Source organism: Erwinia sp. CGal63 (assembly GCF_037026505.1).
Taxonomy (GTDB): Bacteria; Pseudomonadota; Gammaproteobacteria; order Enterobacterales; family Enterobacteriaceae; genus Erwinia.
This window is the reverse complement of the sequence record NZ_JAKUMN010000001.1, coordinates 1,683,532-1,707,623: the sequence shown is the minus strand read 5'-3', so window position 1 is coordinate 1,707,623 and position 24,092 is coordinate 1,683,532. Positions and strand designations below refer to the sequence as shown.

General features: G+C 56.0%; 19 protein-coding genes. 8 read left to right on the top strand and 11 right to left on the bottom strand.

Going from position 1 to position 24,092, the window contains the following annotated elements; translation table 11 throughout:
• Positions 1-137 precede the first annotated feature (137 nt).
• The 3 genes from ldtD (at position 138) to MKZ79_RS07795 (ending at position 3,334) form a co-directional block, all read left to right on the top strand.
• Entirely contained in the window at positions 138-1,937 is a 1,800-nt protein-coding gene (gene ldtD / locus MKZ79_RS07805) for a L,D-transpeptidase (protein ID WP_336141046.1), read from the top strand.
• Between the two features lie 185 nt (positions 1,938-2,122).
• Positions 2,123-2,671 (top strand): YcbK family protein, encoded by a 549-nt coding sequence (locus MKZ79_RS07800; protein ID WP_336141045.1) that lies wholly within the window; start codon positions 2,123-2,125, stop codon positions 2,669-2,671.
• Between the two features lie 33 nt (positions 2,672-2,704).
• Positions 2,705-3,334, top strand: a complete 630-nt coding sequence (locus tag MKZ79_RS07795; protein WP_336141044.1) for an MBL fold metallo-hydrolase — start codon at positions 2,705-2,707, stop codon at positions 3,332-3,334.
• A gap of 94 nt (positions 3,335-3,428) precedes the next feature.
• On the opposite strand, the gene MKZ79_RS07790 is transcribed toward MKZ79_RS07795, so the two are convergent.
• From MKZ79_RS07790 to pncB, 5 genes are all read right to left on the bottom strand, one after another.
• Complete coding sequence (locus MKZ79_RS07790) at positions 3,429-4,619, bottom strand: amino acid aminotransferase (protein ID WP_336141043.1); 1,191 nt, start codon at positions 4,617-4,619, stop codon at positions 3,429-3,431.
• A 175-nt stretch (positions 4,620-4,794) separates the two neighbouring features.
• Positions 4,795-5,118: a hypothetical protein gene (locus MKZ79_RS07785; protein ID WP_336141042.1), complete on the bottom strand. Its 324-nt coding sequence runs from the start codon at positions 5,116-5,118 to the stop codon at positions 4,795-4,797.
• A gap of 231 nt (positions 5,119-5,349) precedes the next feature.
• Positions 5,350-6,453, bottom strand: coding sequence for a porin OmpF (gene ompF / locus MKZ79_RS07780; RefSeq protein WP_336141041.1), 1,104 nt, complete (start codon positions 6,451-6,453; stop codon positions 5,350-5,352).
• 300 nt (positions 6,454-6,753) lie between these two features.
• Entirely contained in the window at positions 6,754-8,154 is a 1,401-nt protein-coding gene (gene asnS / locus MKZ79_RS07775) for an asparagine--tRNA ligase (RefSeq protein ID WP_336141040.1), read from the bottom strand.
• 166 nt (positions 8,155-8,320) lie between these two features.
• Positions 8,321-9,526, bottom strand: a complete 1,206-nt coding sequence (pncB, locus tag MKZ79_RS07770) for a nicotinate phosphoribosyltransferase (protein WP_336141039.1) — start codon at positions 9,524-9,526, stop codon at positions 8,321-8,323.
• A gap of 263 nt (positions 9,527-9,789) precedes the next feature.
• Here pncB and pepN point away from each other — a divergent pair, with 263 nt between their 5' ends.
• Positions 9,790-12,405, top strand: a complete 2,616-nt coding sequence (pepN, locus tag MKZ79_RS07765) for an aminopeptidase N (protein WP_336141038.1) — start codon at positions 9,790-9,792, stop codon at positions 12,403-12,405.
• Between the two features lie 55 nt (positions 12,406-12,460).
• On the opposite strand, the gene ssuB is transcribed toward pepN, so the two are convergent.
• From ssuB to ssuE, 5 genes are read right to left on the bottom strand one after another with little or no spacing between them, the layout of a single operon-like run.
• Complete coding sequence (ssuB, locus tag MKZ79_RS07760) at positions 12,461-13,249, bottom strand: aliphatic sulfonates ABC transporter ATP-binding protein (RefSeq protein WP_336141037.1); 789 nt, start codon at positions 13,247-13,249, stop codon at positions 12,461-12,463.
• On the bottom strand, positions 13,246-14,037 hold the full coding sequence (gene ssuC, locus MKZ79_RS07755; protein WP_336141036.1) for an aliphatic sulfonate ABC transporter permease SsuC: 792 nt from the start codon (positions 14,035-14,037) through the stop codon (positions 13,246-13,248). Before ssuC ends, ssuB begins: the two co-directional genes overlap by 4 nt.
• A 7-nt stretch (positions 14,038-14,044) precedes the next feature.
• Complete coding sequence (ssuD, locus tag MKZ79_RS07750; protein ID WP_336141035.1) at positions 14,045-15,190, bottom strand: FMNH2-dependent alkanesulfonate monooxygenase; 1,146 nt, start codon at positions 15,188-15,190, stop codon at positions 14,045-14,047.
• Positions 15,187-16,155 carry a sulfonate ABC transporter substrate-binding protein gene (locus MKZ79_RS07745; protein WP_336141034.1) on the bottom strand — a complete coding sequence of 323 codons (969 nt, stop codon included), beginning with the start codon at positions 16,153-16,155 and terminating at the stop codon, positions 15,187-15,189. The genes ssuD and MKZ79_RS07745 overlap by 4 nt, the downstream gene beginning before the upstream one ends.
• Positions 16,156-16,165: 10 nt before the next feature.
• Positions 16,166-16,717: an NADPH-dependent FMN reductase gene (gene ssuE / locus MKZ79_RS07740; protein WP_336141033.1), complete on the bottom strand. Its 552-nt coding sequence runs from the start codon at positions 16,715-16,717 to the stop codon at positions 16,166-16,168.
• 376 nt (positions 16,718-17,093) lie between these two features.
• On the opposite strand from ssuE, the gene pyrD reads away from it, so the two are divergent.
• The gene (pyrD, locus tag MKZ79_RS07735; protein ID WP_336141381.1) at positions 17,094-18,104 is read left to right on the top strand and encodes a quinone-dependent dihydroorotate dehydrogenase; all 1,011 of its coding nucleotides are present in this window, start codon (positions 17,094-17,096) and stop codon (positions 18,102-18,104) included.
• 157 nt (positions 18,105-18,261) lie between these two features.
• Complete coding sequence (locus tag MKZ79_RS07730) at positions 18,262-18,804, top strand: cell division protein ZapC (RefSeq protein ID WP_336141032.1); 543 nt, start codon at positions 18,262-18,264, stop codon at positions 18,802-18,804.
• On the opposite strand, the gene MKZ79_RS07725 is transcribed toward MKZ79_RS07730, so the two are convergent.
• Positions 18,801-19,916, bottom strand: coding sequence for a YcbX family protein (locus tag MKZ79_RS07725; protein ID WP_336141031.1), 1,116 nt, complete (start codon positions 19,914-19,916; stop codon positions 18,801-18,803). The genes MKZ79_RS07730 and MKZ79_RS07725 overlap by 4 nt on opposite strands.
• A 134-nt stretch (positions 19,917-20,050) precedes the next feature.
• Between MKZ79_RS07725 and rlmKL the strand changes: the two genes are divergently transcribed.
• Together rlmKL and MKZ79_RS07715 are read left to right on the top strand one after the other, a co-directional pair.
• Positions 20,051-22,165 carry a bifunctional 23S rRNA (guanine(2069)-N(7))-methyltransferase RlmK/23S rRNA (guanine(2445)-N(2))-methyltransferase RlmL gene (gene rlmKL / locus MKZ79_RS07720; protein ID WP_336141030.1) on the top strand — a complete coding sequence of 705 codons (2,115 nt, stop codon included), beginning with the start codon at positions 20,051-20,053 and terminating at the stop codon, positions 22,163-22,165.
• Between the two features lie 5 nt (positions 22,166-22,170).
• Complete coding sequence (locus MKZ79_RS07715; RefSeq protein WP_336141029.1) at positions 22,171-24,081, top strand: ABC transporter ATP-binding protein; 1,911 nt, start codon at positions 22,171-22,173, stop codon at positions 24,079-24,081.
• Positions 24,082-24,092 lie beyond the last annotated feature (11 nt).

Below are 24,092 nucleotides of genomic sequence, written 5' to 3'. Positions count from 1 at the left end.
TATGGCAAAATTTGCGCCGCCGAATTACTCTCTCTCACGGCGCTTGCGGCACACGCAAACGCCGTTTTCTTTTCTATACTTATAACAGTGATTAATCAGGGTCGTCGCCCGTTCAGACCCGTTACAGGAGGCAAGGGATGTTGCTGACAGGATCTTATTTGGCAAAGTTCAGCTCAGGTTGCTGCCTGCTATTAGCGCTTGGGCAGAGTGTTCCTGCGGCTGTGGCCGCGCCGCATTCACCAGTGAAAGCCGCCGTCTCCGTCTCTCAGGCGCAGGCAAAGCTTCAGTCGTTGTTTAACAGCAGCGGCTACCGTCCTTTTTATCTCAACACGCTGGCATCGCTCTACGCTGCACATCATATGCAGCCGATGTGGCAGGATCGCGAAGCGGTTCAGCAGTTTCAGCAGCAGCTGGCTGAAGTGGCTATTTCCGGCGTGCAGCCGCAATTTACTCAGTGGATTAAAATGCTTACCGATCCCGCAGTAACCGGCATGCAGCGGGATGTAGCACTTTCAGACGCCATGCTTGGCTATCTGCAATTCACTTCGCTGGTACCTGCTAAAGGCGAAACCTGGCTTTACAGCAACGTGCCTTACAAGCTGGAGGTGCCGACTTTATCGGTGATCAACCAGTGGCAGCGCGCGGTCGGGCAGGGCTCTACGCATACCTTTGTGGCTTCGCTGGCTCCGCAGCATCCGCAGTATCCGCTGATGCATCAGGCGCTGAAAGCGCTGCTGGCCGATAATCGCGCCTGGCCGCAGTTGACCAACCGGCAAAGTCTACGTCCTGGCCAGCTTAGCGACGATGTTCCCGCGCTGCGTGACATTCTGCAACGTACTAATATGCTGACCTCGGAAGGCGATACGCCGAAGCCGGATGATGTGGTGTCTGGCGCGCCGGTGCCGGCGGGATTTGTCGATGAAGAAGTCACGGTCAGTCCTTCCGCTTCTCCTGCCCCGCAGACGCCGCTGACCACTACGCCGGACGCGGTTGGGCTGGTGCAAAACGACGTGCCGGCCAATCCCACGCATGTCTATTCGGACGAGCTGGTTGAGGGCGTAAAACGATTCCAGCGCTGGCAGGGACTGGAGGCCGACGGCGTGATCGGCCCCAGAACGCGTGAATGGCTTAATGTTTCTCCCCAGCTGCGTGCCTCGCTGCTGGCGCTGAATATTCAGCGTTTAAGGCTGCTGCCGGACGATATGCACAACGGCATTATGGTCAACATTGCCAACTACTCGCTGAAATACTATCTGAACGGCAATCAGATTTTAGCTTCGCGCGTTATCGTCGGTCGTCCCGATCGCAAAACGCCGCTCATGCGCAGCGCATTAAACAACGTGGTGCTTAACCCGCCGTGGAACGTGCCGACTACGCTGGTGCGGCAGGATATTATTCCCAAAGTTAAGCGCGATCCGAGCTATCTCTATAAGCATAATTACACGCTGCTTTCCGGCTGGAGCAACGATGCAGAGGTGATCGATCCTTCCATGATTGACTGGCAAATGGTCTCTGCAGCCTCATTCCCTTATCGTATTCGACAGGCTCCAGGCGCCACGAATTCACTGGGACGTTATAAATTCAATATGCCAAGTTCCGATGCCATTTATCTGCACGATACGCCTAACCATAATCTGTTCCAGAAGGATATCAGGGCGCTAAGCTCCGGCTGCGTCAGGGTGAATAAAGCGTCTGAACTGGCTAATTTGCTGTTACAGGACGCAGGCTGGAATGATTCGCGTATTTCCAGCACGCTTAAGCAAGGTGACACGCGTTATATTCCGGTTCGTCACCGTATTCCGGTTAACCTCTACTATCTGACTGCCTGGGTCGCTGATGATGGCCGCACTCAGTTTCGTACAGATATTTACAATTATGACGTCACGGCGCGCTCCGGCGTGCAGGCACTGGCTAAAGCCGGTCAGTTACTGCTCTAGTAGTTGATTATTCAACTGTTACGCCTGAAAGTTATCGTGAAGCCGTCAGGCGGGTACGACAGCCCTTCTGTGAATTGTCGTATCCGTCACGTTTCGTCGGTTGACGTCGCTTTTTTACCCGGTTAAGGTTCCCGGCGGTGAACATTTCCGCCGTTTCAGAACTTTTAGTTGGGTAACACAGATTAATGGATAAATTCGACTCTCATCGCCGTAAATTACTGGCTCTGGGTGGCGCGGCGCTAGGCCTGTCGCTGCTTCCGGGCCAGGCTTTCGCTTCGCTTTCCACTTCACGTCCACGCATACTGACGCTGAATAATCTCCACACCGGAGAAAGCCTGAAAACCGAATTTTTCAATGGTAAAAGCTATAACAGAGATGAGCTGACACGCCTGAACCATTTTTTTCGTGATTATCGCGCCAATCAGGTTAAGAGCATCGATCCGCATCTCTTTGACCAGCTTTATCGTCTGCAGGCGCTGTTAGATACGCGTAAACCCGTACAGCTGATTTCCGGTTATCGTACGCTGGCTACTAACAATTCGCTGCGCGAACGCGGCAGCGGCGTCGCTAAGCACAGCTACCATACGCTGGGCCAGGCAATGGATTTTCATATTGAGGGCATTGCTCTCAGCAATATTCGCAAAGCGGCGCTTTCCATGAAGGCAGGCGGTGTAGGATACTACCCGAGAAGTAACTTTGTGCATATTGATACCGGGCCCGCAAGGCACTGGTAAGAGATCCTGGCGTACCGGGATTAATGGAGCCCTATGAATTATGAAACTATTCCGGTAACCGCGTTTTCGCAAAACTGTTCGCTGATTTGGTGTCCGGTCACGCTGCAGGCGGCGGTAGTCGATCCGGGCGGCGACGCCGAAAAAATCAAAGCTCAGGCAGCGGCAAAGGGCGTCACCGTGACGCAGGTTCTGCTGACGCATGGCCACCTTGACCACGTTGGCGCGGCGGCGGAGCTGGCCGCTTTTTATGCCGTACCTGTCGTTGGGCCGCATAAAGCGGATGAGTTCTGGCTGCAGGGACTGCCGATGCAAAGCCAGATGTTCGGTTTTCCGGAATGCGCGCCGCTGACGCCGGACCGCTGGCTGGAAGAGGGCGAAGTGGTGCGGGTCGGCGATATTTCGCTGGAGATCCTGCTCTGTCCGGGCCATACGCCTGGCCATATCGTCTTTTTCGATCGTGCCTCCCGTCTGCTGATTTCCGGAGACGTTATCTTTAACGGCGGCGTGGGACGCACCGATTTTCCGCAGGGCAGCCACGCGGATTTAATTGCCGCCATTAAAAATAAGCTGCTGCCGCTGGGCGATAATGTCACTTTTCTGCCTGGTCATGGCCCCAGCTCTACGCTGGGTAAAGAAAGAATTTCCAATCCTTTTCTGCAGTAATTCATGAGCAACGCGTAAAAAAGCCTGCGATGCGCAGGCTTTTTTATTTCGCGACAGGGCGGAAGAGGGTTGTCCGCCCTCCGTTTATTATCGGCTAAAGAACTGCGGCAATGGCCTCGCACAGCGGCGCCATATTGTCCGGCGTCATTCCTGCCACGTTGACCCTGCCTGAATTAACCGCATAGACGCCAAACTCTTCGCGCAGTCTGATCACCTGATCTTTGGTCAGGCCGCTGAACGAGAACATGCCGTTTTGGTTAATGATAAAGCTGAAATCACCTTTCGCGCCTTTTTCCTGCAGCGTGTTAACAAACAGCTGGCGCATACGATGGATGCGCTGGCGCATATCGGTCAGCTCCTGCTCCCACAGCTTGCGCAGAGAATCGTCGCTCAGAATGGTAGCCACTACGGCAGCGCCGTGCGCAGGCGGGTTAGAGTAGTTGGCGCGAATAGTGGCTTTCACCTGGCTGAAGGCGGTGTCGGCAATGTCGGCCGCGCTGGCAACCAGCGTAAAGGCGCCGACACGCTCGTTATAAAGCCCAAAGTTCTTGGAGTAGGAGCTGGCGACAATCAGCTCCTGATGGCCAGCGGCGAAAATACGCAGGCCTTCTGCGTCCTCTTCCAGACCGCGGGCAAAGCCCTGATAGGCGAAGTCGAACAGCGGCAGCCAGCCTTTTTCCAGCGACATCTTGGCCAGCGTCTGCCATTGCTCAGCCGTAGGATCGATACCGGTAGGGTTGTGGCAGCAGCCGTGGAACAGCACGATATCGCCTGACTGCGCTTCACGCAGCGCGTTTAACATGCCGTCAAAGTCCAGCGCGTGGCTGGCCGCATCGTAATATTGATATTCACAGACTTCTAGTCCGGCAGACTGAAAGACGTTTTTATGGTTAGGCCAGCTCGGGTTGCTTACCCAGACGCGTTTCGTGCCGGTTTGCGTAGCGATAAAATCCGCCGCTACGCGCAGTGCGCCTGTACCGCCAGGGGTTTGCGCCGTCCGCGCGCGTTTGTCGCGCAGGATAGCGTTGTCCTTGCCGAACAGCAGTTCCTGAGTACATTTGCCAAAATCGGCCAGGCCATCAATGCTGAGATAGTTTTTAGTGGTTTCATTTTCCAGCAGAAATTGCTCGGCTTTTTTTACGCTGGTCAGCACCGGCGTCTTGCCGGTTTCATCTTTATAAACGCCGATGCCCAGATTGATCTTGTCAAGACGGTCGTCCGCGCGAAAAAGGTCGGCTAAGCCAAGAATAGGATCGGCGGGTGCAGCTGCAATGCGTTCAAACATAGTAAAAGTCCGTTGTAACCAAGCGAGGAATCAGGGTAACGCCACTCTGAAAAAATTGCCAACCGTTTGCGCTAAAACTGCGAAAGATTCATTGATGTACAGAAAGAGAATAGCGGCCTGGTAAAAGTAAGGCTGCGCCAGCGTTGAGAAGGTTTGCCGCTTTTAACCGGCAGGCTTAAAACCAGTGAAAGCCTTTAGCCATAATGCCGGCCAGCCCTAAGGCCACGCCAATCAGCGCGCTGAACATTAGCCGGAAATCCGTCTGCATATCTTTGCGGACGTCTTTTATCTCGCCGCGTATATCTTTGACTTCCCTACGCACATCTTTAATTTCACCGCGGATATCCTGCAGTTCATGTCTGATGTCGTTAACGTCATGCCTGAGCCAGGAAATGTGCATTTCGATGCGGGTAAAACGCGCTTCCGTCGTTTTTGCCGATCTCTTTTCCTGCTTTTCACTATCTGCTGGCACCGGACGAAAAGGGTTAAATATATCCATATAGAAACTCCTTTATTTACCAGACAAGGATTTTTTCATCTTCATTTTTGGCTGGCAAGATTTTGTTTAGCCCGAATAAAGAGGTTGTGGCGCGGCTCGAAATTTTATGCAACGGATACTGCATTGGAAGCAGCAAAAATCAAGGGCAGGTGGAAGGGCAAGACAGCGTCGCGAGATTCGGAAATAAAAAAACGGGGCCGAAGCCCCGTCAGATGATAGCGTATTGACTGATTAGAACTGGTAAACCAGACCTACAGCTACGATATCGTCGGTGTTCACGCCCAGACGGTTGTTGTCATCGATCAGGTTGATCTGATAGTCAACATAGGTGGACATGTTTTTGTTGAAGTAGTAGGTTGCGCCCACATCGATGTATTTATACAGGTCGGCATCGCCAACGCCTTCGATGTCTTTCAGTTTAGACTGCTCGTAAGCGATAGAAGGACGCAGGCCGAAATCGAACTGGTACTGAGCTACGATATCGAAGTTCTGTGCTTTGTTAGCAAAGCCTGTTGCAGTAACGGTGTTGCCGTTAATGTCAGTGGCATTGGCATTGCTGAAATAAGTCGCATTGCGGGTTTCACCGTAAGAAGCCGCCAGGTAGACGTTGTTCGCGTCATACTTCAGCGCGGTAGCCCATTGCTGAGTTTTGTCGCCGCGGCCATAAGTAGCCTGATTCTGAGCATCGGTACGATCGCTGGAGGCGTAAGCACCTACGATAGCTACGCCGATTGGTGAGGTGTAAGAGGTAGATACGCCCCAGCCGTCGCCGTTAGCGCGACGAATATCGTCACGGTCGTTTTTGCCCTGATATTGCACGGCAAAGTTCCAACCGTCGACCAGACCAAAGAAGTTAGTGTTACGGTAGGTAGCTACGCCAGTAGAGCGGCCTACCAGGAAGTTATCGGAGTTACCGGAATAGCCGCCGAACTCTGGCAGCATATCGGTCCAGCCGATAGCATCGTAAACCACGCCGTAGTTACGACCGTAATCAAGAGAACCGTATTCAGCGAATTTCAGACCGGCGAAGCCCAGACGGGTTTTGTTGCCGTCCTGCGCGTCGGAACCGCCTTCAGAATTGTTAGCCTGGATGTTGTATTCCCACTGGCCGTAACCGGTCAGCATGTCATTGATTTGGGTTTCACCTTTGAAACCAAAACGCACATAGCTCTGGTCGCCATCGTCGCCGTCGTTGTCAGAGAAATAGTGCAGACCGTCAACTTTCCCGTAGAGGTCCAGCTTGTTGCCGTCTTTGTTATAGATTTCTGCTGCATTGGCTGCACCAGCGGCTAACAGGGCTGGAATAACCAGTGCCAGAATATTGCGCTTCATCATTATTTATTACCCTCATTGGAGTTATCTGGACACCTGCCACTGCCGTCAATAATTCTTTACAGAACTACGATGAGAGTTTGGTGTCTTCCTGTGTCTGCACGCATCTTTCCATTGGCAGTCCGGTTAATCCACCTCGAAAATGCTACTAATCTCTTATTCTGGTTACAGAAGGAAAATTTGTATTTCAAAATGTAAATAATACGGAACTTTGTGAACTATATCTAAATTTACAAAAATAAAAAAAGGCCAGCGAGGCTGGCCTTAGTTATATATATGAATTTCTTATATTTAATGCTAAAATCAGAAGCTGGCGTTGCGCGGCGTTCTTGGAAAAGCGATCACGTCCCTGACATTCTGCACGCCAGTGACGTAAGCGATCAGGCGTTCAAAGCCCAGACCAAAACCGGAGTGCGGGACGGTGCCGTAACGGCGCAGATCGCGATACCACCAGTAATCTTCTTTATTCAGGCCCATCTCCGCCAGACGAGCGTCCAGCACGTCCAGACGCTCTTCACGCTGTGAACCGCCGATAATCTCGCCAATGCCTGGCGCCAGCACGTCCATCGCCGCCACGGTTTTACCGTCGTCATTCAGGCGCATATAAAATGCCTTGATGTCTTTTGGATAGTTTTTCACTACCACAGGCGCTTTAAAATGCTTCTCGGCCAGATAGCGTTCGTGTTCAGAAGAGAGGTCGATACCCCAGGACACGGCGTTTTCGAACTTCTCGCCGCATGCTTTCAGGATCTCAATAGCGTCGGTGTAATCTACCTGCGCAAAATCGGTAGTCACAAACTGCTCCAGGCGCGTAATTGCCTCTTTATCCACGCGCTCGGCGAAGAAGGCCATATCGTCAGCGCGCTCAGCCAGTACGGCTTTAAAGACATATTTCAGCATCGCTTCAGCCAGCGCCGCGTTATCTTCCAGATCGGCAAAAGCGACCTCTGGCTCCAGCATCCAGAACTCCGCCAGGTGGCGGCTGGTATGGGAGTTTTCAGCACGGAAGGTTGGGCCGAAAGTATAGATTTTGGAAATAGCGCTGGCGTAGGTTTCGCCGTTAAGCTGGCCCGATACGGTCAGGAAAGCCTCTTTGCCGAAGAAATCTTCGTCATAGTTAACTTTGCCTTCCGGCGTACGCGGCAGGTTTTCCAGATCCAGTGTGGAGACGCGGAACATTTCGCCAGCGCCTTCCGTATCGGAAGCGGTGATCAGCGGCGTGGAAACCCAGAAGAAACCCTGTTCGTCAAAGAAGCGGTGCAGCGCTTGGGCCAGAGTATGGCGAACGCGCGCGACGGCGCCGATCAGGTTGGTACGCGGACGCAGATGCGCTACTTCGCGCAGATATTCAATGCTGTGGCGCTTGGCCGCCATGGGATAGGTATCCGGATCGTCGACCCAGCCTACCACTTCCACCGCGCTGGCCTGGATTTCAAAACTTTGTCCTTCGCCCGGCGACTCCACTACCTTACCGGTAATGGCGACAGAACAGCCGGTGGTCAGGCGCAGGACTTCTTCCTGATAATTATTCAGAGAATTATTGACCACAGCCTGGACAGGATTAAAGCAGGAACCGTCGTAAACGGCGATAAAGGAAATACCGGCTTTTGAATCTCTTCGGGTACGCACCCAGCCGCGGACGGTGACTTCGCTGTCAACCGCGACCCGGCCTTGCAGTACATCCGCTACAGGCACAACGCTCATATAAGTCTCTCTTATGCAGAATTAAAATTACCCGATACCGGGGCAATGCTATGTTACTTGCCGCGAGACGAGACACAAGAAGAATTCGTTGCGATGCGGGAGATTTGTTGACTTAACGGCGATAGTCCACAGAGAGAAAGGCGAGATGCCTTTTTCTCCGGGGGAATCAGCTGGCTTTTTTCACCAGCGGCAGATCGAAAGCCTTACGCAGGGCGCGTACGAAAGCTTTATCCTGGCAGATAGTTTTACCCGGACTGTCGGAGAGTTTGGCGACCGGCTTGCCGTTGCACTCCACCAGCTTAATCACGATATTCAGCGGTTTTACCTGTGGGATATCGCAGGTCAGCCGCGTGCCGATGCCGAAAATCACCTCGACGCGCTGGCCGAAATGGCGGTAAAGCTCCACCGCTTTTGGCAAATCGAGGTTATCGGAGAAGACCAGCGTTTTTTCTTTCGGATCGATGCCAAGCTTTTCGTAGTGCGCGATGGCTTTTTCGCCCCATTCCACAGGGTCGCCAGAGTCATGACGCAAACCCTGATAGCTACTGGCGAAATTAAGGCCGAAGTCGCGCAGGAAAGCATCCATGGTAATGCAGTCGGTCAGCGCGATGCCCAGGTGATGCGGATACTCCTCCAGCCAGGCCTGCAGCGCGGCGCGCTGGCTATTGGCGAGCACCGGACTAATCTGCTGGTGCGCCTGAAACCATTCATGCGCCTGAGTGCCGACCGGCGTCAGCTGCAGCTGCCTCGCGACGTCGTAGTTGCTTGAGCCGACCAGCCACGGAAAATCCGCTTTCAGCGTGCTGACAATCGCCAGCTGCACGTCGCGCGAGAAGCGACGGCGCGTGCCGAAATCCATCAGCTTAAAGCGCGACATATCCATATCCGCCGTCAGCCTGCTGAAGTCGAGCAGCTTGCTTTGCAGACGCTCAACGGCCATTGCCGGCTGCGCCTGCGGTGAACGGTGGCGGTGCACTACCTCGCTAATCAGCGCCAGCAGCGGAACTTCCCACATAATCACCTCAAGCCACGGACCGGCGATGCGGATATCCAGCTTGCCCTGATGATTACGGATGCGTACCTGTGAAGGATCGTAGCGGAATTGTTTCAGCCACTGCAGATAGTCCGCGCTGAAAAAGGGCAGATCGGCCAGATAGCGACACTCGTCGTCGCTGAGCGCCAGCGACTGCATCATCGCCACCTGTTGGGCGATCTCGTCAGCGTAGAAGCCCAGCAGATCGTCGCCCCGGCAGCGGAACTCGGCCACCACGGAGACGTTCTGATAGCGATGAAATACCGCCTGCTGCATATGCAGTTTATAGGCGTCCGTATCCAGCAGTGTGGTCAGTATCGGGGAAGCATGTCGTGTCATGGTGCGTTTCAGCATCCTCTGGCGAAGAGCGTTATCCCTGGTTTGAAAAGTGGCAGTGACGCAGGAGTATAACTGGAATACTCATTTATTGAACCCGATCACAGCATAATTCCATTGGGCAGGTCGAGGGCAATCCGTGCGCTTGTTAAGAGAATGTATCTTTTAACAGCAATTCCCACACGGCGGCACGATTCAACATGGCAACATTTCGGTAAGCAGAATAGACTTGGAAAGTTAACTAATTACCGACCAGAGAAGGACTTATGACGTCACTGCCACAAGCCAAGAATCGCCATGATTATCGTGCGCCGGATTACACCATTACCGACATCGATCTGACGTTTGAACTGGATGCCGCTACCACTCGCGTCACGGCTGTCAGCCGGGTAAAGCGCCTGGGTCAGGCGGATGCGTCACTGCGTCTGGACGGAGAGGATCTGACGCTGATCGCGCTGGAGATCGACGGCCAGCCCTGGTCCGATTACGCGCTGGAAGAAGGCGCGCTGATTATTTATCAGCTGCCGGAAACTTTTACCCTGAAAATCGTCAACGACATTCATCCGGATAAAAACAGCGCGCTGGAAGGTCTTTATAAGTCGGGCGAAGCGCTCTGCACCCAATGTGAAGCCGAAGGCTTCCGCCATATCACCTGGTATCTGGATCGTCCCGATGTGCTGGCGCGCTTTACCACCACTATTATTGCCGAGCGGGAACCCTATCCTTATCTGCTTTCCAATGGTAACCGTGTGGACGGCGGCGAGGCGGAAAACGGACGTCACTGGGTAAAATGGGAAGATCCTTTTCCAAAACCTTGCTATCTGTTCGCGCTGGTGGCGGGCGATTTCGACGTGCTGCGCGACAGCTTCAGAACCCGCTCTGGCCGTGACGTCGCGCTGGAAATCTTTGTCGATCGCGGCAATCTCGATCGCGCCGATTGGGCGATGACCTCGCTGAAAAACAGCATGAAGTGGGATGAGCAGCGCTTTGGCCTGGAATACGATCTGGATATCTTTATGATCGTCGCCGTGGACTTCTTTAATATGGGCGCGATGGAAAACAAAGGCCTGAATGTCTTTAACTCCAAATATGTGCTGGCGAAAGCGGAGACGGCCACCGATAAGGATTATCTGGGTATTGAAGCCGTTATCGGCCATGAATATTTTCATAACTGGACAGGCAACCGCGTCACCTGTCGCGACTGGTTCCAGCTCAGCCTGAAAGAGGGGCTGACGGTGTTTCGCGATCAGGAGTTCAGCTCGGATCTTGGCTCGCGCGCCGTTAACCGTATCGATAATGTCCGCGTGATGCGCGGCGCGCAGTTCGCCGAAGACGCCAGCCCGATGGCCCATCCAATTCGTCCGGAACAGGTTATCGAAATGAATAATTTCTATACCCTGACCGTGTATGAGAAGGGATCGGAAGTTATCCGCATGATGCATACGCTGCTGGGCGAAGCGAACTTCCAGAAAGGGATGCAGCTCTATTTCGAGCGTCACGACGGCAGCGCCGCTACCTGCGACGACTTCGTACAGGCGATGGAGGATGCTTCCAACGTCGATTTATCCCAGTTCCGCCGCTGGTACAGCCAGTCCGGCACGCCGGTGCTCTCGGTGCGTGACGACTACAACGCCGAGCTGGAACAGTACACGCTGCACGTTACCCAGATGACGCCGCCGACCGCCGACCAGAAAAACAAGCTGCCGCTGCATATTCCGCTGGATATCGAGCTCTATGACAGTGAAGGCAACGTAATCCCTTTGCAGCACAACGGCCATCCGGTTCATCACGTGCTGAACGTGACGGAAGAGTTCCAGAGCTTTGTTTTCGACAAGGTTTACCATCAGCCGATTCCTTCGCTGCTGCGTGAGTTTTCCGCGCCGGTTAAGCTGGACTATAACTGGAGCGACGCGCAGCTTACTTTCCTGATGCGCCACGCGCGCAACGATTTCTCACGCTGGGATGCGGCGCAAAGCCTGCTGGCGACTCATATCAAACTCAACGTCGCGCGTTTCCAGCAGGGACAGCCGCTTTCGCTGCCGCTGCACGTTGCTGACGCCTTCCGCGCCGTTCTGCTGGAAGAGAACAGCGATCCGGCGCTGATGGCGCTGATTTTGACGCTGCCAGCGGAAAATGAGATTGCTGAGCTGTTCGACGTTATCGATCCGACCGCGATCGCGGAAGTGCGTCGGGCGCTGATGAGCACGCTGGCTACGGAGCTGGCGGATGAGTGGCTGGCGGTTTATAACGCGCAGCGCGTGGAGGAGTACCGCATCGATCATGCGGATATCGGCAAGCGTGCGCTCAGAAACACCTGTCTGCACTATCTCGCTTTCGGCGAAGTTGAGCTGGCCGACAGGTTGGTCACCTCCCAGTTCCGCCAGGCGAATAACATGACCGATTCGCTGGCGGCAATGGTGGCGTCCGTGGCGGCGCAGCTGCCGTGCCGCGAAACGCTGCTCAGCGAATTCGACGAGCGCTGGCACAAGGATGGTCTGGTGATGGACAAGTGGTTTGCTCTACAGGCCACCAGTCCGGCAGCCGATGTCCTCAGCCGGGTTCGCGCGCTGCTGAGCCATCGTTCGTTTACGCTGAGCAATCCAAACCGCATTCGCTCGCTGATTGGCGCTTTCGCCTCGGCCAACCCTTCCGCTTTCCATGCGGCTGACGGCAGTGGCTATCAGTTCCTGGTGGAAATCCTGACCGATCTGAATACGCGTAATCCTCAGGTGGCTTCGCGCATGATCGAGCCGCTGATTCGTTTTAAACGCTATAACGAAGAGCGTCAGGCGTTAATGCGTAAGGCGCTGGAACAGCTAAAAGCGCTGGATAATCTTTCCGGCGATCTCTATGAGAAGATCGGTAAGGCATTGAAAGACTAATTGCCTTGCCAGTAAAAAAGCCCCGATCTTCGGGGCTTTTTCGCTGACTTAAAGATTAGCGCTGCGCGTAGCGCTTCTCCTCTTCAACCGGCGAACGCTTCATGACGCGATCCAGCACTTCCGCTTCCAGCTCGGCCAGCCGTACCGACCCTTTGCGGCGAGGGCGCGGCAAATCGACCACTAAATCCAGACCGATATTGCCTTCCTCAATCAGCAGCACTCTGTCCGCCATCGCTACGGCTTCGCTGACGTCATGCGTCACCAGCAGTACGGTAAAGTGATGCTTTTGCCAGAGCGACTCGATCAAATCCTGCATCTCAATACGCGTCAACGCGTCCAGCGCGCCCAAAGGTTCATCCAGCAGCAGCAGACCCGGACGATGGATCAGCGCGCGGGCCAGCGCTACGCGCTGTTTTTGTCCGCCGGAGAGCGCCGCAGGCCATTCATTGGCGCGTTCTGCCAGGCCGACGGCTTCCAGCGCTTCCAGCGCCGCGCTTTTCCAGGCGCGGCCTTTCAGGCCCAGGCCGACGTTATCGATAATGCTTTTCCACGGCAGCAGACGCGCGTCCTGAAACATCAGGCGGGTATCATCTTTAGCTGCGCTCAGCGGCGCGCTGCCCGCCAGCAGTTCGCCCGATGTGCTTTTTTCCAGCCCGGCCAGCAGGCGCAGCAGCGTGCTTTTGCCGCAGCCGCTGCGTCCGACTACCGCCACAAACTGGCCGGAAGGAATATGCAGATCGATGCTGTTCAGTACGGTGCGCCCGTGATACTGCTTGCTGACGCCGTTGATAATCAGAGGCGTACCGGCGTTGAGACGCGCTGGAGAAGACGTTGACTCGCTCATGCGTTTTCCTCTTTCAGTTGATAAGCCGGATGCCAGCGCAGCCAGACGCGCTCCAGTAACAGCGCGCTAACGTCAGCCAGTTTACCGAGCAGGGCGTAAAGAATAATGGCGACCACCACGATATCGGTCTGCAGAAATTCGCGGGCGTTCATCGCCAGGTAGCCGATGCCGGAGTTAGCGGAAATCGTCTCCGCCACGATTAGCGTCAGCCACATCAGGCCCAGCGCAAAGCGTACGCCGACCATAATGGAGGGCAGCGCGCCCGGCAGCACCACCTGAATAAACAGGCTCCAGCCGGAAAGCCCATAGCTGCGGGCCATCTCGACCAGGCCGCGATCGATATTGCGGATACCGTGGTAAGTGTTCAGATAGATGGGAAAAAGCGTCCCCAAAGCGACCAGAAAAATCTTGGCGGACTCATCGATGCCGAACCATAAAATAACCAGCGGAATCAGCGCCAGATGCGGCACGTTGCGCAACATCTGCACCGACGTATCCAGCAGACGCTCGCCCAGCCGCGACATGCCGGTAACCAGTCCCAGAATCAGGCCGATAGAGCCGCCGATGCTGAAACCAACGGCGGCGCGCCAGCTGCTGATTGCCAGATGCTGCCACAGTTCGCCGCTGGCTGAGAGTTTCCAGAACGTCACCACTATCGCTTCCGGCGCAGGCAGAATGCGGGTAGAGAGCCAGCCAGTTTGCGAAGCGATCTGCCAGACTATCACCAGCGCGACAGGCAAAATCCAGGGCGTTAACTGATTGCCGATACGTTTAAGCGATCTACTCATAGCTACCTCAGCTCTGTGAGACTTTTTGCGGGGCAAAATCGTGCGCTACGGCTTCACCGTGCGCGGTAATCTTATTCGGCTGCGGCACCTCCGGCACGTTCAGGTCCAGGTGCGGGAACAGCAGCTCGCCGACGCGATAAGCCTCTTCCAGATGCGGATAGCCGGAGAGAATAAAGGTCTCGATTCCCAAATCCGCGTACTCCTGCATCCTGGCCGCCACGGTTGCGCCATCACCCACCAGCGCAGTTCCTGCGCCGCCGCGCACCAGGCCAACGCCCGCCCACAGGTTAGGGCTGATTTCCAGCTTGTCGCGACGGCCGCCGTGCAGGGCCGCCATGCGATGCTGGCCGACCGAGTCGGTTTTCGCCAGCGCGGCCTGTGCTTTGGCGATAGTGGCATCGTCGAGATGCGAGATCAGCCGATCCGCCGCCTGCCAGGCTTCCTCATTGGTTTCCCGCACGATGACGTGCAGACGGATGCCGAATTTCACCGTTCGACCCTGCGCCGCCGCTTTCGCGCGCACCTGCGCCAGCTTCTCCTTCACCTGTTCCGGCGGTTCGCCCCAGGTCAGGTAGACATCCACCTGTTCCGCCGCCAAATCCTGCGCCGGTTCTGAAGAGCCGCCGAACCATAATGGCGGCCGCGGCTGCTGCACGGGCTTGAACATCAGCCGCGCGCCGCGCACGTGCACATGCTTGCCTTCGTAATCCACCGTTTCCCCTTCCAGCACGCGACGCCAGACGCGGGTAAACTCCGCCGATTCCACATAACGCTCGCGGTGATCCAGGAACACGCCGTCGCCTGCCAGCTCTTCCGCATCGCCGCCGGTAACAAGATTAAACAGCGCGCGGCCATTAGAGAGGCGATCCAGCGTGGCGGCCTGGCGCGCGGCCTGAGTTGGCGAGATCACACCGGGACGTAGCGCGACCAGAAAACGCAGGCGCTGCGTGACAGGAATCAGCGAGGCCGCCACCAGCCATGCGTCCTCGCAGGAGCGACCGGTCGGGATCAGCACGCCGCCGAATCCCATACGATCGGCTGCCTGAGCAATCTGTTGCAGATAACCATGATCGACCGGACGCGCGCCTTCAGCGGTTCCTAAATAGTGGCCGTCGCCGTGGGTAGGCAGAAACCAGAAAACAGAAAGGCTCATTGGGCAACTCCTTGTTTAGCGGCGGTGTCGCGCCAGATACGGCTGGCGATATCAACTTTTACCGGCATTAAATGATTGGCGTAAAAAAGATCGGCGGTGTGCTGCTGGGCGCGAGCTGTTTCAGCGCTGACCGGCCCGATAACGGTAGGCGGACGGTGATCGAGGTAGCTGGCGATAACCGGTTGCGGCAGACCGATAGTTTGCGAAAGTAGCTTGATACTGCGTTCGCGATCGCTACGGGTCAGTTCGTCAGCCTTGCTGAAGGTATCCAGCACGGCAGTGACAAAAGCGCCGTTAGCTTCGGCAAAGGGACGCGTCGCCAGATAGAAAGAGCCGGTGAGATTCAGGCCATCGCCATCGGCCAGCACCCGAACGCCGCCCTGCAGCAGCGCTGCGGAATAGTAGGGATCCCAGATAGCCCAGGCATCAACGTCGCCCTGCTGGAAAGCGGCGCGGGCATCTGCGGGCGTCAGATAAGCGGGCTGAATATCGCTGAATTTCAGACCGGCTTTGGTTAACGCGCGCAGCAGCAGATTGTGCGAGCTGGAGCCTTTCTGGAAAGCCACTTTATGCCCTTTTAAATCGGCGACGCTTTTAATCGGGCTGTTTTTCGCTACCAGAATCACTTCGGACTGCGGCTTCGGCGGTTCAGAACCGACATAAAGCAGGTCGGCACCGGCCGCCTGAGCGAAAATAGGCGGAATATCGCCGGTGCTGCCCAGGTCGATGCTGTTGACGTTCAGCGCCTCCAGCATTTGCGGGCCGGCCGGAAACTCAATCCACTTAATCTGCGTATGGGGAAAGCGCTTCTCCAGCAGCTGATGAGAGCGGGCCAGCGCCATGCTGACCGAACCTTTCTGATAGCCAATATGAAAAGTTGCTGGCGCCCTTTCTTCCGCAAAAGCGGTGCCGGACAGCAGCGCGCCGATAGCCAGCGCGGAGAAAAAACGTAAAAACAGGCTCATTTGCGTTTCCTCAAACCACGGCGGCCAGCAGCTGATGACGACGCGTCAGCGCATGCCAGAACGTGTCAAGCGACTCCGCGATTCGTTCGGCAAGCAGCGGCGACAGCTCCGGCTGGCGGTCGTAGTGACTAATCTGGCTGTCATCGGCGAAGACGCCATGCAGCACTTCCTGCGCCTTCAGCGCGTTAAGTACCGGCTTAAGCGCATAATCCACCGCCAGCATATGGGCGATAGTGCCGCCGGTAGCCAGCGGCAGCACGACCTTATGCTCCAGCGCACGTTCCGGCAGCAAATCGAGCAGCGTCTTCAGCGCGCCGGAAAAAGAGGCTTTATAAACAGGCGTGGCGACGATTAAACCGTCGGCATTTTCCAGATCCTCTTTTAACGCCAGCAGAGCGGGAGAATCGAAGCGGGCGTAAAGCAGATCTTCGGGATGAAAATTATGCAGGTTCCAGGGGATGACCTCTGCGCCTCGCTGTTCCAGCGCCTGCTGACAAAGGGTCAGTAAAGCGGTAGACCGTGATGGGTAGCGAGGACTGCCTGCAAGAGTAATAACGCGCATCATCTCTCCTTATAACCAAAAGTTATTGATTAAAATAATTCCTGAATTTATGGAACTATCCTGACAGAGAGCGACGAACGGCTTAAATGATTTATCCGGCATATTTAAGTTACTTTTTGGATAAGTAAGAGGCGCGCGCGCAGAAGGCGCCAAAAAAGAAGAGGATAAGCAGACGCAAACGTTTTACTTTCCCGGCAAAGGACTTTACCATTTTCCCCCGCGCCTGCAGCGTCGCTGCGCCAGTCGATGCCCGCTATTTCCCTTACCTCTCAATCCTCATAATAAAGGTGGAAGGGCGCCGACCGGGCAGTTTTCAGGGTTGCCGAGGCAACCGTTACTCTTATTGCGGCCCGGCTTTGCCGGCTACTCAGGAGCGATCATGTACAACCTGGTCCGTAATGCGCTTTTTCAGCTTGACGCTGAGCGCGCCCACGAACTGACCCTTCAGCAGCTGCACCGGATAACCGGCACGCCGCTGATTCATCTGGTGCGGCAGACTCTGCCTTTCAAACCCGTTAACTGCATGGGGCTGGTGTTTAAAAATCCGCTGGGTCTGGCGGCGGGACTGGATAAAAACGGCGAATGCATCGACGCTTTCGGCGCGATGGGCTTTGGCTTTATTGAAGTAGGCACCGTGACGCCGCGTCCACAGCCCGGCAACGATAAGCCACGCATGTTCCGCGTCCGCGAAGCGGAAGGCATCATCAACCGCATGGGCTTTAATAATCTGGGCGTGGACCAACTGGTCAATAACGTTAAGCGGGCGCGCTATGACGGCATACTCGGCATCAACATCGGTAAAAATAAAGACACGCCGGTTGAAGCGGGGAAAGAAGATTATTTAATCTGCATGGAAAAAATCTACCCTCTGGCGGGTTATATTGCGATCAATATCTCATCTCCGAATACGCCGGGCTTGCGCACGCTGCAATATGGTGAAGCATTAGACGATTTACTGAATGCGATTAAACAGAAGCAGCAGGAACTGGAAAAAACGCACCAGAAATATGTGCCGGTAGCGGTTAAAATAGCGCCGGATCTCTCCGAGGAAGAGCTGGTTCAAATTGCCGACAGCCTGGTACGTCACAATATTGACGGCGTTATCGCAACCAATACTACGCTGGATCGTTCGCTGGTTAGCGGCCTGAAGCACAGTGAAGAAGCGGGTGGATTAAGCGGTCGTCCCGTGCAGTTGAAGAGTACGGAAATTATTCGTCGTTTGTCGCAAGAGCTGCAGGGACGTCTGCCGATTATCGGCGTTGGCGGCATCGATTCGCTGGTAGCGGCCAGAGAAAAAATGGCTGCGGGCGCCTCTCTGGTGCAAATATATTCCGGCTTTATTTACAAAGGGCCGCCGCTGATTAAAGAAATTGTCAGCCATATCTGATTAAATGCGGGCTTAACGGCGCCAGGGGCTTTATTTTCGCCGCTGGCTCGTTTATATTTTCTCCTGTTTATCTGTTATTCAGACTATTTTGAGCGGGTACGAAACAGACAGCCCGAGCGATTAATAGCCGCCCTGACGATCATTACGGGATACTTCAATGAGGATTAAACCTGACGACAGCTGGCGCTGGTTTTTTGATGACGAACAGGAACGCATGATGTTGGATATGGCGGAAGGCACGCTGTTCTGCTCACGCTTTCCCCGTAAAATGCTGACGCCCGATGCTTTTCACGCCGCCCAATTCTCCGTTGACGACGCCGCGTTGTTTTCCACCTTCGCAGAAAAATGCCTGGAGTGCGATCTAACCGAGCCGCAGCGTAGCGAGCTGGCCCTGAACGCGCTGGTCGCTTTACGTTTTCTGAAGCCGCAGATGCCGAAAAGCTGGCACTTTTCCGCTCATCCGCGCCACTGCACGCCGCAGGATGGCGATCTGGTGGCGGTGCGCCTGTGCGAAACGGGCGAAGAGGCCACGCTGCTGGTGGTGGAAGCGGGTGACAACGCCGCGCTCTGCCTGCTGGCGCAGCCTGAACTGCAGCTGGGAGGAAAAACCATGCTGCTGGGCGACGCTATTAAGGTGATGCACGATCGTCTGCTGCCCGCTATCAGCAAACATATCTTTACCTTCGCCCGCGCCGTTTAGCGAGCCGTCAGCACCACGTCGCCTTCGGGAACGCAGCTGCAGCTTAGCAGCGTGCCGTCTTCGCGCAGCGCGCCTTTTTTCAGCGGACGAACCTGGCCGGAGGTCAGCCTGACGCGACAGCTGCCGCAAACGCCTGCGCGGCAGGAGTAGGGGATGCGATAGCCCTGCATCTCCAGCTGATCCAGCAGCACCTGCTGATTATTGCCGTCAAAACGTTCGCCTTCCCAGCTAATAGCCACTTTCTCCTGAGCCTGGGTAACCGGCTCCAGCTGTTCCGCCACTTCTCCCGCGCCGTAAACGCGCGCCGGTTTATCGGCGATAACCTCCAGCTCGTCACCGACCCGCAGAATGCCGCTGCTGCGCGCCACCAGGTTCAGGCCGAAATCGACGTCGCCGCTGCCATCGGTCGCGGTACGAAATTTCTGCAGCGTATGCAGGGGTTCGCCTGTAGGATGCCTGCGACCTCGCTCAGGGCTGACGGTGGTGAAAATACAGCGGCTGCAGGGTTTAGGCACGTCAAAGACGATGCCACCGATGCGCAACGTGGACCAGCTGTCTTCTGCCCAGGCCGTTGCGCCGGTGATAACCAGGTTGGGGCGAAACTGCTCCAGTTTTACGCCTGCCGGACAGCGCTGGCGCAAATCGTGCAGTGAGGCTTCATTAATCAGCAGATAGGGATAGCCGTCGGCGAAACCCAGCGGTACCTGGTCAAAGCGCTTAACGCGGCGCGTCATCTCCTCGCCGACCCAACGCAGCTGCACCGGCCGTGGAAAAAAGCCGCTCAGCCAGCTGTTGATTTCTGCTGGTGCTATCAGCGCGGTAAAGTGATTGCCCCAAACCTCGACCGGCGCAGGTTCAGCACTAAAATCCGCAAAGCGAATGACGGCACTGCTGCCGTCTGGTGCGATGAGCAGCAGGCCGTCCGGCAGCAGCGCGGGCGTGAAAAGCACCATTTCAGGAAACTGACGAGCGGTAATAAAGGTGCCGTCGGGGTCGGTAAGCATAAAAGTACGATCGAAAGCCAGGCCGCTGGCAAGCGCCGCAGCATGAGAAACCTGAGTGCCACGCATCGATTTGACAGGATGAATAAACAGTCGGGACAGGCTAATCACGAAACTCTCCAGCAGAAAAGAGGGCGCCAGCGCAAAAAAGAGCCGGAAGCGGCTGACGAAAAGAAGCTAACTTTATGACATGCGGCCCGGATTAGCTATAATGCGCAGCAATTTTCCAGATGATAAGTGATGTTATGAATTCTCTGTTTGCCAGTACGGCGCGTGGGCTCGAAGAGCTGTTAAAAAGTGAACTGGAAGCGCTGGGGGCTGAAGGCTGCCAGGTGGTCCAGGGCGGCGTACATTTTCAGGGCGACGATCGTCTGATGTATCAGAGCCTGATGTGGAGCCGCCTGGCTTCCCGCATCCTGCTGCCGTTGACTGAGTGCGGCGTTTACAGCGACCTGGATCTCTATCTGGGCGTGCAGGCCATCGACTGGCCGGCCATGTTCGGCAGCGATAAAACCTTTGCCGTGCACTTTAGCGGGCTGAATGAGGTGATCCGCAACAGCCAGTACGGCGCGTTAAAGGTTAAAGACGCCATCGTGGACAGCTTTACCCGTAAAAACCTGCCGCGGCCGGATGTGGATCGCGAGCAGCCGGATATTCGCGTCAACGTCTGGCTGAACAAAGACACCGCCAGCATCGCACTGGATCTCAGCGGCGAAGGCCTGCACCAGCGCGGCTATCGCCAGCAAACCGGCATGGCGCCGCTGAAAGAGAACCTGGCGGCGGCGATCGTATTGCGTTCCGGCTGGCAGGCGGGTACGCCAATGGTCGATCCTATGTGCGGTTCGGGCACGTTGCTGATCGAAGCGGCGATGATCGCCAGCGATCGCGCGCCCGGTCTGCATCGCACCCATTGGGGTTTTACCGGCTGGAGCAAGTTTGACGAAGCGCTGTGGCGTGAAGTCACCAGCGAAGCTAAGGTGCGCGCACGTCGCGGCCTACAGGAAACAACCTCTCGCTTCTATGGCTACGACAACGACAGCCGCGTGATTGAACGCGCGCGCGTCAACGCCCGTCGCGCGGGTCTGGCTGAACTGATTAGCTTTACTGCTCAGGATGTGTTGAAGCTGACTAATCCGCTGGCGGAAGGCGCGACCGGCACCGTGCTGAGCAACCCGCCATACGGCGAGCGTCTGGAGAGCGAGCCCGCGCTGATTGCGCTGCACAGCCAGCTTGGCCGCATCATGAAACAGCATTTCGGCGGCTGGAATCTGTCGCTGTTCAGCGCCTCACCAGAGCTGCTGAGCTGCCTGCAGCTGCGCGCCGAGCGCCAGTTCAAAGCGAAAAACGGCCCGCTGGACTGCGTGCAGAAAAACTACCAGCTGGCCGTTAACACTAACGGCGGCGTGGCGCAGATTGCGGAAGACTACGCCAACCGCCTGCGTAAGAACCTGAAGAAGCTGGAAAAATGGGCGCGCCAGGAAGGGATCGAGTGCTACCGCGTGTACGATGCCGATCTGCCGGACTATAACGTAGCCGTTGACCGCTATGGTGAATGGGTTGTCGTGCAGGAGTACGCGCCGCCGAAAACCATTGAGCCGACAAAAGCGCGTCAGCGCCTGTTCGACGTTATCGCCGCCACGCTGAGCGTGCTGGATCTCCCGGCCAACCGCCTGGTGCTGAAAACCCGCGAGCGGCAGAAAGGCAAGAGCCAGTATCAAAAGCTGGGCGAAAAGGGCGATTTCTTCGAGGTTTCTGAGTTTAATGCCAAACTTTGGGTCAACCTGACCGACTATCTGGATACCGGCCTGTTCCTCGATCACCGCGTCGCGCGCAAAATGCTGGGCCAGATGAGCAAAGGCAAGGATTTCCTGAACCTGTTCGCCTATACCGGCAGCGCCAGCGTTCACGCCGGCCTGGGCGGCGCCAAAAGTACCACCACGGTGGATATGTCGCGCACCTACCTGGAGTGGGCGGAGCGCAACCTGCGCCTGAACGGCCTGACCGGAAGGCAGCATCGTCTGATGCAGGCCGACTGCCTGAGCTGGCTGCGCGAATCGGACGAGCAGTTCGATCTGATCTTTATCGATCCGCCGACCTTCTCTAACTCCAAACGTATGGAAGAGAGCTTCGACGTGCAGCGCGATCATCTGCTGCTGATGAAAGATCTGAAGAGGCTGCTGCGCCATCACGGCACCATTATGTTCTCCAACAACAAACGCGGTTTTAAAATGGATCTTGAAGGACTGGCCGAACTGAAGCTGAATGCTCAGGAGATCACGGCCAAAACTCAGTCACAGGATTTCGCCCGCAACCGCCAGATTCATAACTGCTGGCTGATAACCCACGCCGGTAAGGAATAAGTTTTATGTCACTAATCAGTATTCATGGCGCTTACCTCTCATTCAGCGATGCGCCGCTGTTGGATAACACTGAACTGCACATCGAAGAGGGCGAGCGCGTCTGTCTGGTCGGCCGCAACGGCGCGGGCAAATCGACGCTGATGAAAATCATCAACCGCGAGCAGCCGCTGGACGACGGGCGTATTATTTATGAGCAGGATCTTATTGTGGCGCGTCTGCAGCAGGATCCGCCGCGCAATGTGAAAGGGTCGGTCTACGATTTTGTGGCCGAGGGCGTAAACGAGCAGGCCGAGTATCTGAAAGCCTATCACGCTATCTCGCATCTGGTGATGACCGATCCCAGCGAGAAAAACCTGAACGAGATGGGACGGCTGCAAAGCATTCTCGACCACCAGAATCTGTGGCAGCTGGAAACGCGCATTCAGGACGTCCTGAAGCAGATCGGCCTTGATGGCGACGCGGCGCTCTCTTCACTCTCCGGTGGCTGGCTGCGTAAGGCCGCGCTGGGCCGCGCGCTGGTGAGCAATCCACGCGTGCTGATGCTGGATGAGCCGACCAACCATCTGGACATCGAGACCATCGACTGGCTGGAAACCTTCCTGAAAACCTTCCAGGGCAGCATTATCTTTATTTCGCACGACCGCTCATTTATCCGCAATATGGCGACGCGCATCGTCGATCTGGATCGCGGCAAGCTGGTCTCCTGGCCGGGCGACTACGATCAGTTCCTGCTGGGGAAAGAAGAAGCGCTGCGCGTGGAAGAGATGCAGAATGCGGAGTTCGATCGCAAGCTGGCGCAGGAAGAGGTCTGGATCCGTCAGGGCATTAAGGCGCGTCGTACCCGTAACGAAGGCCGCGTTCGCGCGTTGAAAGCCTTGCGTCGCGAGCGTTCCGAACGCCGTGAAGTGATGGGCAAAGCCAATATGCAGGTCGGCGAAGCGAGCCGCTCCGGCAAAATCGTCTTTGAGCTGGAGAACGTCAACTATAGCGTTGGCGGCAAACAGCTGGTGCGCGATTTCTCCGCGCAGGTACAGCGCGGCGATAAAATTGCGCTGATCGGCCCGAACGGCTGCGGTAAAACCACGCTGCTGAAGCTGATGCTCGATCAGCTGAAGGCGGAGAGCGGCCGTGTGCATATCGGCACCAAACTGGAAGTGGCCTATTTCGATCAGCACCGTGCGGAGCTTGATCCCGATCGCACCGTGATGGACAACCTGGCGGAAGGCAAGCAGGAAGTGATGGTCAACGGCAAGCCACGCCATGTGCTGGGTTATCTGCAGGATTTCCTGTTCCATCCGAAACGCGCCATGACGCCGGTACGCGCGCTCTCTGGCGGCGAACGCAACCGCCTGCTGCTGGCGCGTCTGTTCCTGAAGCCAAGCAACCTGCTGATTCTGGATGAACCAACCAACGATCTGGACGTCGAAACGCTGGAGCTGCTGGAAGAGCTGGTGGACGGTTATCAGGGTACGGTGCTGCTGGTAAGCCACGATCGTCAGTTCGTCGACAACACGGTCACCGAGTGCTGGATTTTCGAAGGCAACGGCGAGATCGGCGCTTTTGTTGGCGGCTATCACGACGCGCAGCAGCAGCGGGCAGCCTACAAACAGACCCGCAGCGCCAGCGCCGCCAAAGCGGCCGCGCCTCAGCCCCAGGAAGCAAAAACCGAACAGGCGAAGCGTCCGGCGGCTAAAATGAGCTATAACCTGCAGCGCGAGCTGGAGCAGATGCCGCAGAAAATGGAGCAGCTGGAAGGCGAACTGGCATCGCTGCAGGCGAAAGTGGCGGACGCCAGCTTCTTCAGCCAGCCTCATGACGCGACGCAACCGGTGCTGGACGCGCTTGCACGCGCGGAGCAGGAGCTGGAAGCGGCATTCGAGCGCTGGGAATATCTGGAATCGCTAAAAAACCAATAACCCCGAGGTAA

Bases quoted from the DNA above. Each gene is read 5' to 3' on its own strand.
- MKZ79_RS07790 (WP_336141043.1), bottom strand. From the start codon at position 4,619: ATGTTTGAACGCATTGCAGCTGCACCCGCCGATCCTATTCTTGGCTTA.
- pepN (WP_336141038.1), top strand. From the start codon at position 9,790: ATGACGTCACTGCCACAAGCCAAGAATCGCCATGATTATCGTGCGCCG.
- rlmKL (WP_336141030.1), top strand. From the start codon at position 20,051: ATGAATTCTCTGTTTGCCAGTACGGCGCGTGGGCTCGAAGAGCTGTTA.
- MKZ79_RS07785 (WP_336141042.1), bottom strand. From the start codon at position 5,118: ATGGATATATTTAACCCTTTTCGTCCGGTGCCAGCAGATAGTGAAAAG.
- ssuC (WP_336141036.1), bottom strand. From the start codon at position 14,037: ATGAGTAGATCGCTTAAACGTATCGGCAATCAGTTAACGCCCTGGATT.
- ompF (WP_336141041.1), bottom strand. From the start codon at position 6,453: ATGATGAAGCGCAATATTCTGGCACTGGTTATTCCAGCCCTGTTAGCC.
- MKZ79_RS07800 (WP_336141045.1), top strand. From the start codon at position 2,123: ATGGATAAATTCGACTCTCATCGCCGTAAATTACTGGCTCTGGGTGGC.
- asnS (WP_336141040.1), bottom strand. From the start codon at position 8,154: ATGAGCGTTGTGCCTGTAGCGGATGTACTGCAAGGCCGGGTCGCGGTT.
- ldtD (WP_336141046.1), top strand. From the start codon at position 138: ATGTTGCTGACAGGATCTTATTTGGCAAAGTTCAGCTCAGGTTGCTGC.
- ssuD (WP_336141035.1), bottom strand. From the start codon at position 15,190: ATGAGCCTTTCTGTTTTCTGGTTTCTGCCTACCCACGGCGACGGCCAC.
- ssuE (WP_336141033.1), bottom strand. From the start codon at position 16,717: ATGCGCGTTATTACTCTTGCAGGCAGTCCTCGCTACCCATCACGGTCT.
- MKZ79_RS07745 (WP_336141034.1), bottom strand. From the start codon at position 16,155: ATGAGCCTGTTTTTACGTTTTTTCTCCGCGCTGGCTATCGGCGCGCTG.
- ssuB (WP_336141037.1), bottom strand. From the start codon at position 13,249: ATGAGCGAGTCAACGTCTTCTCCAGCGCGTCTCAACGCCGGTACGCCT.
- MKZ79_RS07715 (WP_336141029.1), top strand. From the start codon at position 22,171: ATGTCACTAATCAGTATTCATGGCGCTTACCTCTCATTCAGCGATGCG.
- pncB (WP_336141039.1), bottom strand. From the start codon at position 9,526: ATGACACGACATGCTTCCCCGATACTGACCACACTGCTGGATACGGAC.
- MKZ79_RS07730 (WP_336141032.1), top strand. From the start codon at position 18,262: ATGAGGATTAAACCTGACGACAGCTGGCGCTGGTTTTTTGATGACGAA.
- MKZ79_RS07795 (WP_336141044.1), top strand. From the start codon at position 2,705: ATGAATTATGAAACTATTCCGGTAACCGCGTTTTCGCAAAACTGTTCG.